Raw genomic sequence first — 17,888 nt, forward strand, 5'->3', positions numbered from 1 at the left:
CTCGATCCGATCACTAAACCATCCTGCGTACAGGAGTCGCACCATGACCAGCATCAGCAGCCCAGCCACCCCGAGTCCACTGCATCCCGCCCTCTCCCCCGCGTACCTGGGCAGCATCAAGCTGCCCAACCGGTTCGCGGTGGCGCCCATGACCCGCGTCTCCGCGACCAGCGATGGCGTCCCCACGCGCCAGATGGCCGACTACTACGCCGGGTTCGCACGCGGAGGGTTCGGTCTCGTCATCACGGAGGGCACCTATACCGATCAGCTCTACAGCCAGGGATATGCCAACCAGCCCGGCGCCGTCACCGACGCGCACATGCAGGGGTGGCGCCACGTCGTCGACGCCGTACGCTCCGCCGGCGGGCACATCATCATGCAGCTCATGCACGCCGGCGCGCTGTCTCAGGGAAATCCCCATGTCTCCGGGACGGCGGGGCCCTCTGCCGTGCAGCCTCGCGGCGCGATGTTGCCCGAATACGGCGGTGACGGCCCCTGGCCCGTGCCCGCGGAGATGGATCGGGATGACATCGACGCCGTGCTGGACGGGTTCGTCGGGGCGGCGGAGCGAGCGCTCGCGACCGGGTTCGACGGTGTCGAGATCCACGCGGCCAACGGGTATCTTCTCGATCAGTTCCTCACCGACTACACGAACCTGCGTGCCGATCGATACGGCGGGGACCTCGACCGCCGTGTACGCCTGCTGGCGGAGGTCGCTGCCGGGATCCGGGCAGCGACCAGCCCCGGGTTCGTCGTCGGCATGCGACTCTCGCAAACGAAGGTGAACGACGTCGAATACCGCTGGCCCGGTGGCGCCCGTGACGCCGAGCGGATCGTGGCAGCCGTGACCCGTGCGCACCTGGACTACCTGCACATCGCCAGCGAGGGGCGCGATTGGCTGGAGACGGCGCGGCTGGACAACGGCGACACGGTCACCGCGCTGGCCCGGCGAACCGGCAGGCTTCCGGTGATCGCCAACGGAGGCATGCACGATCCGGATCAGGCCGGCCGTGTTCTCGACGGCGAGCACGCCGACGTCGTCGCCGTCGCCCGCGGTGCGCTGCGCCATCCGGATCTGCCGCAGCGGATCGCACGCGGGCAGGAGCCGGAACGGTTCGATCCCGCCATGCTGAGCCCGATGGCCACTCTAGACAACGCCGAACGGTGGTGGGCCGGGCGCGCGCCGGCGTGATGCCTCGACCAGAACGTCAACGTCCCCTCGGGGATGCCAGCGACAGGGCATTCCCGAGGGGACGCGATATCACCGCGGCGGGGTACTCGTGCCGCTGCGGGCTCGGAAGTCAGCGGCGATCTCATCGAACGTGGCCCATCGCACGCCGTCGTGACCGTTGATGTGCTCGATCAGCCGTTCCAGCATCAGCAGCACCTGGGGGCGTCCCGACACGTCCGGATGGATCGTGAACGTCACCACCGCGTAGTCCATCTCGCGGTACACCCAGTCGAACTGATCCCGCCACAGCTCCTCGAGGTGGCGGGGGTTCACGAACCCGTGGCTGTTCGGGGCGCCCTTGATGAACAACATGGGCGGGAGGTCGTCCAGGTACCAGTTGGCCGGGATCTCCACCAGCTCGGTCCGCTCGCCCCGCACTAGCGGGCGCATCCACTCCTCAGCCGGCCGCGAATAATCGATCTTCGTCCACTGATCACCGACACGCACGTAGTAGGGCGTGAAGTCGTCGTGCATCAGCGAGTGATCGTAGGTGATCCCGTGATCCAGCAGTAGCTGCGCCGTCTGCCGGGAGAACTCCCACCACGGCGCGACATAGCCGGTTGGCCGCCGCCCGGCGAGCCCTTCCAGGAGCTCGATCGAGCGCTCCAGCACAACTCGCTCCTGCGTATCGCTCATGGCCAGCGGATTCTCGTGGGAATAGCCGTGCAGGCCGATCTCGTGCCCGGCATCGACGACGGCCTTCATCTGCTCGGGAAACGTCTCCGCTGAGTGCCCGGGAACGAACCAGGTGGTTCGCAACCCGTAGCGCTGGAACAGCGTCAGCAGCCGCGGCGTGCCCACCTCACCCGCGAACATCCCGCGCGATATGTCGTCCGGCGAGTCCTGACCGCCGTATGAACCGAGCCAGCCGGCGACGGCGTCGACGTCGACACCGAACGCACACATGATCTCCTTGGCCATCCGAGCCTCCTCGAGTTCGCTCGTTCCGTGACTCCCCGTTGGGTGAGTCCTCGCATCGTCATGTCGTTGGTGGGGTCGCCTGGCTGGTGGTTCGGCTGGTCAGCGCCGTACATGCGTCCTCACATGTGCCGGGCGAGGATCTCCGCGACACGCTCCATCATCGACGCCGTCGACGCCGTCGACAGCGCCAGCGCCAGCAGAAGCCGGGCGTGGGCGGGCCGCACCGTGCCGGCGAAGATCAGTCCCGAGCGCGCGAGATCACGCCCGCCACCCGGCCCCCCGTACAGCGGGATCACCGGACCCGCCCCGCAGCGCGATGCCACCACGACGGGGACACCCGCCGTGATCGCACCCGCGATCTCCTCCGCAAGCGCTGGCGGCAGATTTCCGGCTCCCAGCCCTGCGACGACGATCCCGCGGGCTCCCGCCTGCACAGCTGCGCGCAGCAAGGCGCCATCCGCTCCGGCGTAGGCGGTGACGATGTCCACGCGCGGCAACGGTTCACCGAGCACGACGGGATCGAACGTGTCGCCCCGCGCCGGCCGCGCCAGCACCCGCACGGCCGTGCTGTCCACCGTCGCCAGCGGCCCCGCCGACGGCGCCGAGTACGCGTCGAGGGCCGTGGTGTGCGTCTTCGCCGCGAATCGCGCGGGCCACGCCGTGCCCGCCATACAGACCACCGTGCCGATACCTCGAGCGTGCTCGTTCGCCGCCAGCCGTACCGCGTTCTCCAGGTTGCGCGGGCCGTCGGTGTCCGGCTCGTCGGCGTGGCGTTGGGCACCGCAGAACACGATGGGTGTCTCGCCGCTATGGACAAGATCGGTGAGAAAGGCGCTCTCCTCCATCGTGTCCGTGCCGTGGGTGACCACAACGCCGTCGGCTTCGTGCGCCGCCTCGTGGGCCGCGCGAGCGATCTGTCGCAGTTCCGGGTCACCTACCCGGTAGCTGCCGATGCGCAACACTTCCTGCCCCTCGAGACCGATTCCGGGAAGATCCAGGTGGGCGAGCAGGTCGTCGGGCCCATCGGTTGCCACGACACTCGCGCCACGCCAGCGCGAGGCGATGGTGCCGCCCGTGGTGAGGACCCGGACGTGCGGGCGCGGACGGGACATCTCGGTGCTCACACCAGACCTCCGAAGGCATGTCGAGTGGACGGTCGCCGGTGGTAGCCGACCAGCCAACGTATGCGCAATCGTTTGCGCGATCGTTGTTACGGTAGCCTATGGACGGTTCGATTCCGCCGTCAAGAGCTCATGGAGGACACGCCGGAGTGACCGACCAAGGCGACGACGACCCGGCCGCCACGCGCGCGCAGGATGATCCGGCCGCCACGCGCGGTCTACCGGTCACGCTGCGCACCATCGCCGAGCACGCAGGGGTACACACCTCCACCGTCTCCCGCGCACTGCGCCAGCCCGACCGCGCCGATCCCACGGCCCGGCGAATCCAGAGCATCGCCGCCGAGCTCGGCTACCGTCCCGATCTCGCCGCAGCCAGCCTGCGCACCCGCCGTTCCGGAACCATCGGGATGCTGGTCCACCGGCTCACCGACGTCGTCCAAGCGATCTTGTTCGAGGCAGTCGAGCACACCGCACTGGAACTCGGCTATCAGGCGATCGTGGCGAACACCTACGACGCCGTGGCCGAGCAATACCGTCGCGCCGAACTCATGCTCGCACGACGGGTCGACGGGCTCGTGCTCGCCGACGCGCATCTCACCCCCGGCTACATCGCCTGGGTCCACGAGCGGGGCGTGCCGTTCGTCCTGGTCAACCGGCGTACCGGCGACTACCCGTCGGTCACACTCGACGATTACCTGGCGGGCCAGCTCGCCGGGTCCCATCTCGCCGGCCTCGATCACACCGTCGTCGCCGTGCTCGCCGGTCTGGCGCACTCGAGCGCATCGTCGGAGCGCGCGAGCGGCTGTCTCGACGCGTCGCGTGAGCGCGGCGTGCAGATCGAGGACGATCTCGTGGAGGGCACCCGGCTCGACGCATCGAGCGGGCGCGCAGCGATGCGGCGTATCCTCGCCCGCCGCCCGGATGTCACCGCCGTGTTCGCGGTCAACGACTTCGACGCGCTCGGTGCCGTGATCGCACTCCGCGAGGCCGGACGCGAGCCCGGACGCGACGTCGCCGTCGTCGGGTGCAACGACGTCCCCGTGGCCGAAGCTGCCCAGCTCACGACCATCCGCAGCCCGCACACCACCATGGGCGCAACGGCCACTCGCCTGCTCATGGACGTGATCGACCAGGGCCGCGTCGAAAGCGTGCGGCTGTCTCCGGAACTCGTCGTTCGCGCCACCAGTTGCCCACCACCGGAACGGCACGAACATCGCACCTAGGTAGTCGGCTCGGCGACGTCGCCCGGCGTGGGCGGCATTCGGCGTGGACGGCACTCGACGTGGGCCGCAAGACGTCGACGTCACTCCGCCGGGACGGCATCGAGCGCTCGCACGGCCAAGAAGAGATCGACGCGATCTTCCGTGCGGCTCACGTCCCGGCCAGTCAGCTCAGTGACCCTGGACAGCCGGTTACGCAAGGTGTTCACGTGGATGTGCAAGGCCGTGGCGGTGGCCGACCACTGTCCGTCGTGGTCGAGAAAGGAGCGAACGGTCCGCTCCAGCTCGCTGCCGCGCGCACGGTCGTGCTCGCGGATCGGATCGAGCACCGCCTTCGCGAACCGTCGCAACGTCGCCGGCTCGTTCAGGCCGAGAAGCAAATGGTGCGTCCCGAGCGCGGCGAAACGCACCACCGGTGCCCCAGCCGCGCGCCGGCGTAGCACCCGGCACGCCTCACGCGCTTCGAACAGCGACGATCGCAGGCACCCGATACCGCTCCCGACGGTGCCCAGACCGGCCACGACGCGTTCGCGCCTGGGCACTGTACGAGCGGATTCCACGAACCGCGTGGCAAGCGGTTCCTGCTCGGCGTCGGCACGACGCCACGGAAAGATCACGACGACGTCGTTCGAGCCACTCGCAACCACCGCCGGAATGCCCTCATCGACGAAGAACCGCCGGATCGACTCGGCGAGATCCACCGGAGCACCGGAAGACATCCCCTCGTATTCGTCACCGCTCGCCACCGACCAGACAGCCAGCCGATCCCCGGCGCCGATCCCGAACCCTTCGAGCCGTTCCGCGACGAGGTCCGTGTCCGGCGTACCGGAACTGATCATCTCGATGAGCTCACCCGCGAACCTCATCTCGATCGCCTGGGTGAGCTCGATCCGGGCCAGCTCGAGACTGACGAACCGGGCCACCTGATCGAGCGCGTCCCGATGCGCGTTGCCGAGCTCACTCGACGGGGACAGGCAGGCAAGCGCGGCATCGGCGCCACCCAGGGCCCCGCACAGGAACAGCGACGCCCTCCTCCCCTCCCGGAGCTCGACGTCGAGCGGAGGTGGGTGCCGGGCCAGAGCAGCGGCGATGGCTTCCAGATCGCCCTCCTCCAGCCACGTGCCGGCAAGTCGACGTGCCATGCGGTCGACGACGGCGACGTCGAGTTCGGGATGGTCGCGTTCCAGAACGTCCAGGACGCCGGCAAGGCCGGCGCCACGGGAGATCGTCTCGGCGAGGGCATCGCCCCGCCGCACCAATCCCGCCAGCTCGTGCTGCCGATGCTCGGCGTATTCGGCTGCCACGGCCCGGGAGAGCTCCGTGAACGGCACCTCGATCGCCAATTCCACGAGCGGGAGGTCCACGCGACGGCATGCTTCGATCAACTCGGGCGGAATCCGTGGGGTCTGCTCCGTCAATCCGAAGACGATGCCAGCCGCCCCACACGCCACCACGTTCTCCACGAACCTCGCGGCCGATCCGTCGTCGTGCCGCCACAACCCGTTGGTCATGACGAGCTCGCGCTCCCGCAAGTACGGCGAGGGGTCAAGCAGTTCCGTGTTGTGCACCCAGCGCACCGGAGCTTCCAGCGCACCCGTGGCTCCGTCGACGACGGCCCGGAGGTGAAGGGCGGGATCGGCGAGCAGGGAAGCGATCGTGGGCACGGTGGGCATTCTAAGAAAGTTTCCCGCACAAGGGACTTTCGTCCCTACCCTCGCGAGGGGCCGGACCCGTACACAAGGAAGAGCGCTCGTTGGCTGTCCATGCCGAGCAGCGCGCACTCCAGTAAGACGCGAGGACCGGCCCCAGGGGGATGGGCCGGTCCCACGTACGGTGACTCTGCCCCGCTGTGCCTCGTCCCCCGGGCCGCTGTGCTTCGTCCCCCGGGCCGCTGTGCCTCGTCCCCCGGGCCGCTGTGCCGCGTCGCGGCGCCCCGTGGTCCGCATGGCCACCTGTCGCGGGCGGGACTACGCCAGCGCCGGGGTGTCGAGCGTCAACGTCGACGTCTTGGTGTCCAGTGTGGCGGGGATGCCCAGCGGCACGGTCAACGTCCCCTCGCCGTGGCCGAATCCGAGCTCGCTGACGACCGGCACGCCAAGATCACCGAAGCGATCGAGGACCACCTCATCCAGCGCCCCACAGTTGTGCCACGAGCCGAGCACGACGGCGGCGACGCCGTCCAGCCAGCCGGTCCGCAGCATGTGGGTGATATAGCGGTCCAAGCGGTAGGTGTCCTCGTCGACGTCCTCCAGAAGCAGAATCCCGCCGCTGATGTTGGGCCGCCCGGTGGGTGTGGCCAGCTCCGCGGCAAGCATGCTGATACACCCGCCGATGGTCACGCCGGACACCGTGCCGTCCTCGCTGACCATCGACGGATCCCCCCGTGCGATGGTCTGGGCCGTCGGCGACGTGAGCGTCATGACCGACTCGGGCTCGAACAGCGTCTGGCGGAAATGCTCGGCGGTGCCGGCGACGTCGTCGATGAACGCGGTGCTCGCCACCATCGGCCCGTGCAGGGTGGCGACGCCCAGGCAGTTGGCGAAGGCCTCGTGCAGCGCCGTGATGTCACTGAAACCGGCAAACACCTTCGGTTCGGCTGCAGCCATCGCCGACCAATCGAGCAGGTCCATCATGCGCTGGGCACCGTAGCCGCCCCGGGCGCAGAGCACGGCGGCGACAGATGGGTCACACCAGGCCTCTTGCAGGTCCGCGGCGCGATGCTCGTCGGCGCCGGCGAGATAGTCGAATTTCTCGTGCTGGTCCGTGACGTGTGAAGCCACCACGACGTCGAGACCCCAATCACGCAAGATCTCGCATCCGGCGTCGAGCCGATCTTTGGGCATCGGTCCGCTGGGTGCGACAACGACCACCCGGTCACCCGCGGTCAACCTTCGTGGCCGGGTCAGCGGTTGCAAGTACATCGGCACTTCTCTCCGGGATCTGTCGTCAGGTTCACCGTGGGCCGCCACGGCTCGTCAGCGGCAGGCACGACACCGTATCATCCCCGGACACACGACAGCACGCGACACCACCGGTTCGTGCCACCCTCCCAGCTCCCCTCATTTCCGAATGATCATGTTTGGTACGTTTTCTCGGGCCATAAGACGTCTGCAGTCGTGTTATGGCCCGAGAAAACGTACCAAACATGATCATTCGGCGCAGGTCAGATTCGTTTGGGGCAGGTCAGGTGTGGAGGGATAGAGGCGGGAGATCGTCAGCGGGCTCGAAACCGAAGACTCGCGCATACAGGGACAGTTCGGCCTCCAGCGCTGCGACGATCGTCTCTGCCTTCCGGAATCCGTGCTGCTCACCGTCGAACGTGAGGTACGCGTGCGGCACACCGCGCCCCGCGACCGCCGCCACGAACCGTTCCGCCTGCACCGGCGGGCAGATCTCGTCCTCCAGTCCCTGCATGAGCAAGAACGGCGCCGATACGCGCTCCGGGAACGTCATCGGTGACCGCTCCCGGTAGCGTTGCTCCACCGCCGGCCACGGCCCTACCAGGCTCTCCAGGTACTGCGACTCGAAATCGTGAGTCTCTCCGGTACGCCAGCCCACGAGGTCGAGGATGGGGTACTGGATGACCCCGCACGCGAACACGTCGGTGAACGTCAGCGCGGCTGCCGCCGTCCAGCCACCGGCGCTGCCGCCCCGGATGGCCAGCCTCTGCGGGTCGGCCGTGCCCTCGTCGGCCAGCGCCCGTGCCACCGCCACGCAGTCCTCGACGTCGACGACTCCCCAGTTCTCGCGCAGCCGTTCCCGGTACTCCCGGCCGTGCCCGGTTGAGCCGCCGTAGTTGACTTCGACGACGCCGATGCCCCGGCTGGTGAAGTAGGCCACTTCGAGGTCGGCGACCATCGGTACCCGGCTCGTCGGCCCGCCGTGCGCGAAGACGACGTACGGCGCGAGCTCCCCGGAGGGACCGGTGAATTCGTCGTTGCGCGGCGGGGAGACGATGGCGTGGATGTCCCGGCCACCCGGACCAGAGAAGGTCCGTGCTTGCGCCCGCGGCAGGTGCCCGTCCGCGACGCCCGGCGGTGTCCGCGGCCGGGTGACGTCGGTGGCCACCAGCGTGTCCGGATCCACCGCCACCACCCGGTACGGTTCTTCGTCGCTGCCCGCCACGCCGGCGATCGACGGCGCCAGGGTCGGTGCCCACTCGGTGAATCCCACCCCGCTTTCCGGCTCGACAGCCGCGAGCTCACCTCGCGAGCCTGCCGTGTCCAGGATGCTCAACCGGGTCGCGGCGCGGCCGTGGATGACGGCAACCCGCCCGCCGCCCAGCGGCGTGAACCACTGCATACCCAGCTGCCACAGCGGCCCGCCGAACTCTTCCTCCCGTGGACACAGATTCACCGGTGCGCCCGCCGGGTGCCCGTCGGCGTCGAGCTCGACGCGGTGCAGGTTCCACCACCCCACCGGGTCGGCGGCATACAGCAGGGCTCCGTCGGATTCCCATTCCGCCTGCACGATGGCCTGTCCGGCACCACCGGCGACGGTGACGGGCTCGCCGACGCTGCCGTCAGCACGCACCCGCGCCACCCGCAGCAGGGTCGAATCCCACGGCATCGCCGGATGGTTCCAGCCGATCCACGACAGCCAGCTACCGTCCGGCGAGGGACGCGGGCAGCTCAGGAAGTGCGTGTCCGCCACGAGCTCGCGCACGGCCTCCGGCTTGGTGGCCCCGGAGCCGTCCAGTGGCACGGCGACGACGCACCGCCGCACGTCCGTGGGTTCGGGCCCGGTGAGCTCCTCTCGGATGCACCAGATCTCGTGACCGTCCGGCGCTGTCACCGGTTCGACGTAGCGCAGCCCCGCCGGCCGGTCCGGTTCGGGCGTCAGCGGTTCCGGTCGCTCACCCGCCTCGGGCTCGTATCGGTACAGGCGCTGGTCGGAGAACTCCGAGAACACCACGGCGGGACCGGCTCCGCCTGGCGCCGGCGCGATGACGTAGGCGCGCCCTCCGTACTCGTGTACCCGGCTGCGCACGTTCCACGGCGGCGGAAGCACGACGTCGCCGGTGCCGCGCAGCAGTGCCAGCCTGCCGCCTTCGGTGGGCCGGGGCTCGGTCCACCACAGCTCGCCGCCGTACTGGCTCACCCAGCCCGGCCGGCCGTCCACCTCCGCCACGGACCGGGCGTCGATCGACGACTGCCAGGTGCCATGTGGTGCCGTTCGTGTCATCACGGGCCCTCCGGTCAGCCCACGCTGCTGAGGAACCGGTCCAGGACCCGTGCCCCGGACTCCAGCGCTTGCGCGGGAACCCGCTCGTCCACGCCGTGCACGAGCGGTGCGAGTTCGATGTCGGGCGCCAGTGTCATCGGCGTGAAGCCGTAGCCGGCGATGCCCAGCCGGGAGAATTGCTTGGCGTCGGTGCCGCCACCCATGCAGTACGGCACGACGTGCCCATCCGGATCTTCGGCGTGGATGGCCTCGGCCATCGCCGCGAACGTCGGCGAGTCCACTGGCGCCGTCAGCGGGATCTCGCGGTGGTAGTAGTCCCACTCGACACGCGGACCGGTGAGCTCGTCCATGGTCGCCTCGAACTCCGCTTCGGCGCCGGGAACCATCCGGCCGTCGACGTGTGCCGTGGCCTCCCCCGGTATGACGTTGACTTTGTAGCCAGCCGAGAGCATCGTCGGGTTCGCGCTGTTGCGCACCGTGCTCTCCACGAGCCTGCCGGCCCGGCCGAGCTGGTGGAGCGCGGCGTCGACGTCGAAGTCCGGCGCATCCGGGTCGATCTTCACGCCCATCGCCTGGCCGAGCCGCACCAGCGCGGCGTGCACCGTCGGGCTGAGCCGCATCGGCCACCGGTACTCGTCGATGCGCGTGATGGCGGCGGCCAGCGCCGCGACGGCGTTGTCGTCGTTCCTCTTGGAGCCATGTCCGGCCGTGCCGTGGGAGGTGAGTTTCATCCAGGCGGTGCCGCGTTCGCCGGCGCCGATCGGGTAGATCCGGCGGCCGTCGGCATGGTACGTGTAGCCGCCAGACTCGCTGATTCCTTCCGTGCAGTCCTCGAACAGCTCTGGGTGCTCGCGGACCAGCCACGACGCACCGTAGGCCGCGGTGTCTTCCTCGTCGGCGGTGAAGGCGAACACGATGTCACGACGGGGGCCGCGTCCCTCGCGCGCCCAGGCCCGGGCGACGCTGATCATCATCGCGACCATGTTCTTCATGTCCACCGCGCCGCGGCCCCACACCATGCCGTCGCGCACCTCACCCGAGAACGGATGCACGGTCCAGTCGGCAGCGTCCGCCGGGACGACGTCGAGGTGGCCGTGCACGAGCAGTGCCGGGCGCTCGCGCTCGGCCGCGGGAATCCGCGCCACCAGGTTGGCGCGGCCAGGTGCCGATTCGAGCAGCTTCGACTCGATTCCCACCTCGTCGAGGCGACGTGCGACGTACTCGGCGGCCGGGCGCTCCCGGCAGTCGCCTCCGCCCCGGTTGGTGGTATCGATGCGGATGAGCTCGGACGCGAGGGTGACGACGTCCGGATCGGTCATGGTGCCCCCAGGTCTCGTTGCGACATCGGACTCAGCCATATCTCTCCTCCATGGCGTTGGAGATGAGCGTCGTGACGGCTTTGAAGCAGCGGATCATGTCGTAGGCGGTGGGAGCGAGAAAGCGCACCCGCCGTGGCCGTATCCATTCCACGGTCGGCACCATCGCCGCGAATCCCGCCAGCTGGGTGGCGTCGACCTCGATGTCCACGGTGAACGGTTCCTCGCGGGTGACGGGAGGATGACGAGTGGCCAGCGACGCCGCGGCGGTGGCGCCCGCACGGATGTCGGAGAAGCTCTGGGCGGGAGTCCGGCACCGCGCAGCGTAGCGCGACACGTAGTCTTTCACCGCGACCGTCTGGGCGTCAGGCGCGTAGGTCGAGGCGTCGGCGCATGCCCGGTCGTCGCCGGTGACCAGGATGACGGGCGTGCCGTATTCGGCGGCCACGTGGGCATTGAGCCGCCCCTCGCTGGCCGGTTCGCCATCGACCCAGACGCCGGTGATGGAGTTCGGGAGGTAGGTGTGCGCCAGCACACCTTCCATGCCGGCGCCCGCGTGGTAGCCGAGGAACACCACGCCGTCGACGTCGCCAGCCTGGATGCCTTCGACCATCGTCAAGTCCTTGTGCCGGCCGGTGATCATCTCCGCGCGCCGGTCGAGCTCTTCGAGGAGAAGGTTGCGCATGGTCGCGTGGGCCTCGTTGACGAGCACCTCGCTGGCGCCGCCGTCGAACAGGCCGGCGATGGCGGCGTTCACGTCAGAGGTGAACATGCCGCGGCATCGCTGCCACGGCTCGGTGCCCGGTTCGACATCGGCCGGCCACGTCGCGCCCGTGGCGCCCTCCATGTCGGCCGATATCAAAATCTTCATGTGGCGCTACGATACGCGAAACGAAGTCATGCCCTCATGGGGGCTACCCGGAAATCTTCCCGAATGTCGAGTTCATGCCGAGAATATTCAGGGAGTTGCCACCTCGACCTCGAAGCCTTCCTCGTTCTCGAAGTAGGCGGCGTAATGGTGCGGACCCCCGGCATACGGGTGACGGTCGCTGAACATCAGCCGCCATCCGTAGGTCGGCGCCTCGGAGACAATCCGGTCCACCATCCACCGCTCCGGAACGGCCAGCGCGAGATGGTTGAGCCCCGGTGCCTTGCGATCATACGGCGCCCACGACATGTCCGGCGACTGCTCGATCACCACGTATGGGCCGCCGCCCGGCGACTGCCACGACCGGCCGGTGTCCCATACCTGGAACAGCGTCCAGCCCAATCGCTCGAACAGCCATCCGAACGAGCGGGTCGCAGCCTCGATATCGCGCGTCCAGATCTCGACGTGATGCAGGCCGGTGGACGGCGTGCGGACATCGGACAGCGACGGGTCATCTGCGGGCTCGTACGCGTTCACCGCCGGCTGCTGGTGTGTCCGCTGCGCCGGCGCCGAGTATCCCGTCTCGAGAGCCCGCAGGGCGGGGTCGAGCTCGTTGACCGCCGAATCGGTCAACGGCTCGTCCATACGTTGTGGCTCGTTGTATCCCGGATACGTAGGCTGCGGGGATCCAGGGGGGTATCCCGATGGCGCGGCCGGCGGAGCAGGGGCAGCCGGTGGTCCGCCTGGTGGTGGCCCGCCCGCCGGCGGGCCACCAGCGGGTGGTCCGCCGGCCGGCGGAGCAGCGGGCGGCATCCCGCCTGCTGGATAGCCCATCGGATCGCTGCCGGGCCAACCGTGCTCGGGGCCACGCGGCATGTTCTGGGTGTGTTGCGCGGGAGCGGCATACTGATGCTGCTGCGAGGGCTGCGACTTGCGCTCGGCATCGCGACGCTGACGAAGCTCGGCCGCTGCGGCGTCGAGCCAGTCGTCAACGTCATCCATCGAGTAGCCTTCGCGCATCCGCACGACCTTGAACTCCTCGGCTTCGATCCGCTCGGGCGTGATCCCCCTTCCCCCCGGGCGGCCGTCGAGCGCTTCGATGACCTGATCGACAAAGTCATCCACGGCGTCGAGGTCGTAGCCCTCGCGCATCCGTACCGTACGAAACTCGGGTTCGCGACTCACAGCCACGGTGTCGTCACACTCCTCAGGAACGAGAACGACCGACCTCGGACACGTCCACAGCCCGCGGCAGACACCGCGCACCATCCGAGCCGTCGAATCCCCCGAGATCGGCCACTCCAAGCAGAACGTAGTCTAAACGCTCCACGACGCGCGAGGGACAACTCAGGTCGGTGACGTAGCCAACTGGCCACACGCCCCGTCTATATCACGCCCGCGAGTGTCACGCACGGTGACCGAAATACCGTGCCGCTCCAGGGCGGCGACGAACGCGCGCTCCACCTCGGGGTCCGACGCCGTCCAGCGCGAACCTGGTGTGGGGTTCAGCGGGATCGGGTTGACGTGCACCCAGCCGCGCCCGCGCTCGGTGAGCAGCTCGCCCAGGAGATCCGCCCGCCACTCGTGATCGTTGATGTCTCTGATCAGCGCGTACTCGATGGACACGCGGCGGCCGGTGCGGTCGAAGTACCGCCGCGCCGCGTCCAGCGCTTCGCCGACCTTCCATCGCGTGTTCACGGGGACCAGCTCGTCGCGCAAGCCGTCGTCGGGTGCGTGCAGCGAAAGCGCGAGAGTCACCGAGAGATCCTCCTCAGCCAGCCGATCGATCGCCGGAGCCAGGCCGACCGTGGAGACGGTGACGCTACGCTGGCTGATCCCGAGACCGGCGGGAACGGGATCGATGAACCTGCGCACGGCGGAGAGCACGGCGTTGTAGTTGGCCAGCGGCTCGCCCATCCCCATGAACACCACGTTGGTGATCCGTCCCGGCCCGCCGGCGAGCTCGCCAGCGCCAGCCATCCGTGCGGAGGCCACCACCTGTTCGACGATCTCCGCTGCGGACATGTTGCGCGTCAGGCCCTGCTGGCCGGTGGCGCAGAAGGGGCAGTTCATTCCGCATCCGGCCTGGCTGGACACGCAGACGGTGATCCGGTCCCGGCTGGCCGTGTAGCGCATCATCACGCTCTCCACGAACGAGCCGTCGAACAGCTGCCACAGCGTCTTGCGCGTGTAACCGCCATCGGTGTCCTGGTGCCGCACCGGCGAGACCAGCGGCGGCAGGAGCTCACCGACCAGCCCGGAACGGGCGGACGCGGGAATGTCCGTCATCGCCTCGGGATCCGCGAGGAACCGGGCGAAATAGTGGCGCGAGAGCTGATCGGCCCGGAACGGCCGCTCACCGAGCTCGGACACCGCCTCGCGCCGGGCATCCACGTCCAGATCTGCCAGGTGTCGCGGAGGCTTACCCCGGCGCGCCGGCGTGAGCTGAAGCTCTCCTGGTCTGGGCATGGTGCATCCTTCCGGCTCGGGTGTTGACGGTATCGATTCTCCCACGCTGCCGGAGCGACAACTCTGCGTTGCCTCGTTTGGCTCTCGTTATGTCACCTGGCGTGTCCCAACATATGGACACTAATGATCACCTCATCAGTTCGCCGTGACCACGAAAGCGAGCACGAGCCACACCAGCGGGGCGGTGGGCAGCAGCGAATCCAGCCGGTCCATGATCCCGCCGTGGCCCGGAAGCAGCGAACTCATGTCCTTGATGTTCAGATCACGCTTGATCATCGACTCGCCCAGATCCCCCAGCGTCGCCCCGAGGACGCCGACGGCGCCCAGCAGCACGCCACTCCACCACGGTGCCTCGAACGCGAGTACGGCGATCGCCATACCTGCGGGAACTCCCAGCAGCAGCGAGCCGGCGAATCCCTCCCACGTCTTCTTCGGGCTCGCACTCGGCGCCATCGGATGCCTGCCGATCAGCACGCCGGTGAAGTATCCGCCCACGTCCGAGGCCACGACCACGGCCAGCAGCGCGAAGACCTGCCAGTGCCCGTCGTCAGCGCGAACCATCAAGACCGCGAAACCGGCCAGGAACGGCACGTAGACAACCGTGAAGATGCCGGACGCGACGTCGCGAAGGTATCCGGCCATCGGGCTGCCCAGCCGCCACACCACGATCGCCAGGACTGTCAGCGCCAACCCCACGACCAGCGCCGAATCCCCGGCGACAAAGCCACCCACGAGCATCAGCACCGTACCGAGTACGGCCGGCACGACGGGTACGTGCACCTCACGGGAGGCGAACGCGTGCGCCAGCTCCCATACCGCGACCACCATCACGACGACGACGAGCCCGACGAAGGCCGGCGCGTACAGGAACAACGTTCCCACGGCAAGGCCCGCCAGCAGGAAGCCCACTGCCGTCGCCGCGCGCAAATCCCGCCCGGGACGCCGTTTCGCTCGGCCCGGCGGTCGCCGCGACGGCTCCGAGTTGTCATCAGAGTCCGCCGGCTGGTCTGCCATCACCGAGCCCGACACCGGCTCTCTCAGACCTCGAGAAGCTCGGACTCTTTGTGCTTGAGCAGCTCGTCGACTTGGTCGACGTGATTCTTCGTCATCGTCTCCAGCTGCTTCTCCGCACGGGCGGCCTCGTCTTCACCCACCTCGCTGTCCTGGACCAGCTTCTCCAGCGCGTCCTTGGCATGCCTGCGGACACTCCGGATCGAAACCCGGATGTTCTCGGCCTTCTCCCGGGCCAGCTTGATGTACTGCCGCCGGCGCTCCTCGGTCAGCTCTGGCAACACGACCCGGATGACCTGCCCGTCGTTCGACGGGTTGACTCCCAAGTCGGAGTCCCGGATGGCCCGTTCGATCACACCCATCGAGGACTTGTCATACGGCTGAACCGTGATCATCCGGGCGTCGGCGACGTGAAACGAGGCCAGCTGGTTGATAGGTGTCTGTGAGCCGTAATAGTCGACCATGATCTTGTTGAACATGGACGGATGAGCCCGTCCCGTCCGGATCGCCGCGAAGTCTTCCTTGCCGACCGATACCGCCTTGTCCATCTTCTCTTCGGCCTCGAAGAGTGTTTCCTCGATCACCGCTGCTCCTTTGCCTCGTGTGCGCCCTGACTCTGACATGCGGGTGACGCCAATCAGCAGCTCTCGGCGATCTGCCCGTTCAAGCCGCCGAGAAAACGCAGTGTCCCGCATCGGGCTTCAAGTTGTCGATGACAGTATCGGGACCTCATTCCTCAGTCACGACCGTATCCACCCCAGCGGCGACGATGGTACCGATCGGATCGCCACGGATCGCACGGGCGATGCCGTGGTCCTCGTCCAGCCCGAAGACCACGATGGGAAGCTTGTTGTCCGCGCAGAGACTGAACGCCGCCGGATCGGCGACCTCCAGCCGGCGCCGGATCACGTCGCGATAGGTGATGCTCACGTACTTGCGGGCCGAGGTGTCCTCGCGAGGGTCGGCCTCGTATACGCCGTCGACCCCGCTCTTGGCCATCAGGAGCCGGTCACATCCGATCTCCAGTGCGCGCTGGGCCGCCACCGTGTCCGTGGTGAAGTAGGGCATTCCCGCCCCGGCCCCGAAGATCACGACACGGCCTTTCTCCAGGTGGCGCGCGGCACGCCGGGGAATGTACGGCTCGGCCACCTGGCCCATCGTGATGGCCGTCTGTACGCGGGTGTCGACCCCCCGTTGCTCCAGGAAGTCCTGCAGCGCCAGGCAGTTCATCACCGTCCCGAGCATGCCCATGTAATCGCCGCGAGCCCGGTCCATGCCGTTGTTCTGCAACTCCGCGCCGCGGAAGAAGTTCCCGCCGCCAACGACGATGGCGACCTGCACGCCCTCGCTGACCGCTCCGGCGATCTGCTCAGCAATGGACTTGACCACTTGCGGATCCACGCCCACCTTGCCACCGCCGAAGACCTCACCGGAGAGCTTGAGCAGCACCCGTCGCCGTTCGGCCGCCTGTTGCGGGGAGACGTCGGGCGCCGGAGACGTGTCCGCCGCATCCGGATCGCCACTGTGCCGCGACATCTCGCCGTCCTGTTTCGGCACGCCATCGCTCAACGCCACGGCTGGCACCCCTCCCGCTGTTGTCTCCGCCATGGTGCCGGCCTCCTCGCATGCTCGGCTGCTCCCCTCGTGATCATCAACGATCTGACGCGTCACCACGCCCACGATCGTTGATGATCACGAATTCGGTCATATTCGCTCAGGCACCCACCTCGAACCGGGCAAAACGCGTCACGGTCACGCCCGCCTCCTCGAGAATCGCACTGACCGTCTTCTTCGAGTCTTTCACCGACGGCTGGTCCACGAGAACACTGTCCTTGTAGAAACCGTTAACCCGGCCTTCAATGATCTTCGGCAGCGCCTGCTCGGGCTTGCCTTCCTCGCGCGCCGTCGCCTCGGCGATCCGGCGCTCGTTCTCCACAACCTCGGCCGGCACGTCGTCGCGGGTGACGTACTGCGGGCGCATGGCAGCGACCTGCATGGCAATATCGCGCGCCACCGCCTCGTCGTCGCCCTCGTACTCGACAATCACGCCGACCTGGGCGGGAAGGTCGGCCGAACGCCGGTGAAGGTAGGTCACGACATTGCCGTCGAAGCTGGCCACCTGGCGCACCTCGACCTTTTCGCCGATGACCGCGTTCGCGTTCTCGACCGCGTCGGCCACCGTGCGTCCATCCGGCAAGGTCGCCGCGTTCAACGCCGCCGCGTCGGCCGGCATCGTCACGGCTGCGGCCGAGGCAATGTCGGATGCCAGCTTCTGGAAATCGGCGTTCTTCGCCACGAAATCCGTCTCGCAGGCTAGCTCGATCATCGCGCCGCCCTCGGCGGCGACCAACCCGTTCGCCGTCGTACGCTCGGCGGCGCGCTTGGCGGCCTTCGCCGCGCCCTTGATCCGCAGCGCTTCGACGGCACCGTCGAAGTCGCCGTCGCTCTCCTCGAGCGCCTTCTTGGCGTCCATCATCCCGGCGCCGGTCGTGTCGCGGAGCTTCTTCACATCCGCGGCAGTGAAGTTCGGCATCGTGTGCTTCTCTC

Annotated in this window: 15 protein-coding genes; 2 read left to right on the forward strand and 13 right to left on the reverse strand. The window is 68.3% G+C overall.

The genetic code is table 11. The annotated features are described in order from the left end of the window. The first annotated feature begins 43 nt into the window (after positions 1-43). A complete protein-coding gene (locus DPM12_RS07475) occupies positions 44-1,192 on the forward strand; it encodes an oxidoreductase (protein WP_112257660.1) in 1,149 nt (382 codons plus the stop codon). 69 nt (positions 1,193-1,261) lie between these two features. Here DPM12_RS07475 and DPM12_RS07480 read toward each other — a convergent pair whose 3' ends face one another. Further along, on the reverse strand, positions 1,262-2,152 hold the full coding sequence (locus DPM12_RS07480) for a polysaccharide deacetylase family protein (RefSeq protein WP_112257661.1): 891 nt from the start codon (positions 2,150-2,152) through the stop codon (positions 1,262-1,264). 119 nt (positions 2,153-2,271) lie between these two features. Continuing rightward, on the reverse strand, positions 2,272-3,276 hold the full coding sequence (locus tag DPM12_RS07485) for an asparaginase (protein ID WP_112257662.1): 1,005 nt from the start codon (positions 3,274-3,276) through the stop codon (positions 2,272-2,274). Between the two features lie 146 nt (positions 3,277-3,422). Between DPM12_RS07485 and DPM12_RS07490 the strand changes: the two genes are divergently transcribed. Beyond that, complete coding sequence (locus DPM12_RS07490; RefSeq protein WP_158542809.1) at positions 3,423-4,496, forward strand: LacI family DNA-binding transcriptional regulator; 1,074 nt, start codon at positions 3,423-3,425, stop codon at positions 4,494-4,496. Positions 4,497-4,576: 80 nt separating this feature from the next. On the opposite strand, the gene DPM12_RS07495 is transcribed toward DPM12_RS07490, so the two are convergent. The 11 genes from DPM12_RS07495 to tsf all read right to left on the reverse strand — a co-directional run bounded on the left by DPM12_RS07495 (position 4,577) and on the right by tsf (position 17,874). Further along, positions 4,577-6,157: a PucR family transcriptional regulator gene (locus tag DPM12_RS07495; RefSeq protein WP_112257739.1), complete on the reverse strand. Its 1,581-nt coding sequence runs from the start codon at positions 6,155-6,157 to the stop codon at positions 4,577-4,579. 303 nt (positions 6,158-6,460) lie between these two features. Continuing rightward, positions 6,461-7,414, reverse strand: coding sequence for a S66 peptidase family protein (locus tag DPM12_RS07500; protein WP_170313676.1), 954 nt, complete (start codon positions 7,412-7,414; stop codon positions 6,461-6,463). Between the two features lie 262 nt (positions 7,415-7,676). Beyond that, positions 7,677-9,677 carry a prolyl oligopeptidase family serine peptidase gene (locus DPM12_RS07505; protein ID WP_112257664.1) on the reverse strand — a complete coding sequence of 667 codons (2,001 nt, stop codon included), beginning with the start codon at positions 9,675-9,677 and terminating at the stop codon, positions 7,677-7,679. A gap of 14 nt (positions 9,678-9,691) precedes the next feature. Beyond that, positions 9,692-11,035 carry a M20/M25/M40 family metallo-hydrolase gene (locus DPM12_RS07510; protein ID WP_112257665.1) on the reverse strand — a complete coding sequence of 448 codons (1,344 nt, stop codon included), beginning with the start codon at positions 11,033-11,035 and terminating at the stop codon, positions 9,692-9,694. Further along, entirely contained in the window at positions 11,028-11,864 is an 837-nt protein-coding gene (locus tag DPM12_RS07515) for a M55 family metallopeptidase (RefSeq protein ID WP_112257666.1), read from the reverse strand. Before DPM12_RS07515 ends, DPM12_RS07510 begins: the two co-directional genes overlap by 8 nt. A gap of 87 nt (positions 11,865-11,951) precedes the next feature. Next, the gene (locus DPM12_RS07520) at positions 11,952-13,052 is read right to left on the reverse strand and encodes a DivIVA domain-containing protein (RefSeq protein WP_158542811.1); all 1,101 of its coding nucleotides are present in this window, start codon (positions 13,050-13,052) and stop codon (positions 11,952-11,954) included. Positions 13,053-13,208: 156 nt separating this feature from the next. Next, positions 13,209-14,330 (reverse strand): dual-specificity RNA methyltransferase RlmN, encoded by a 1,122-nt coding sequence (gene rlmN, locus DPM12_RS07525; RefSeq protein WP_112257668.1) that lies wholly within the window; start codon positions 14,328-14,330, stop codon positions 13,209-13,211. Positions 14,331-14,465: 135 nt separating this feature from the next. After that, a complete protein-coding gene (locus DPM12_RS07530; protein ID WP_112257741.1) occupies positions 14,466-15,344 on the reverse strand; it encodes a phosphatidate cytidylyltransferase in 879 nt (292 codons plus the stop codon). Positions 15,345-15,367: 23 nt separating this feature from the next. Continuing rightward, positions 15,368-15,925, reverse strand: a complete 558-nt coding sequence (gene frr / locus DPM12_RS07535) for a ribosome recycling factor (protein ID WP_112257669.1) — start codon at positions 15,923-15,925, stop codon at positions 15,368-15,370. A gap of 145 nt (positions 15,926-16,070) precedes the next feature. Beyond that, positions 16,071-16,877, reverse strand: a complete 807-nt coding sequence (gene pyrH / locus DPM12_RS07540) for a UMP kinase (protein WP_112257742.1) — start codon at positions 16,875-16,877, stop codon at positions 16,071-16,073. Between the two features lie 178 nt (positions 16,878-17,055). After that, positions 17,056-17,874 (reverse strand): translation elongation factor Ts, encoded by an 819-nt coding sequence (gene tsf, locus DPM12_RS07545; RefSeq protein WP_112257670.1) that lies wholly within the window; start codon positions 17,872-17,874, stop codon positions 17,056-17,058. Positions 17,875-17,888: the final 14 nt, after the last annotated feature.

Source organism: Phytoactinopolyspora halophila (assembly GCF_003287285.1).
In the GTDB taxonomy this organism is placed as follows: Bacteria; Actinomycetota; Actinomycetes; order Jiangellales; family Jiangellaceae; genus Phytoactinopolyspora_A; species Phytoactinopolyspora_A halophila.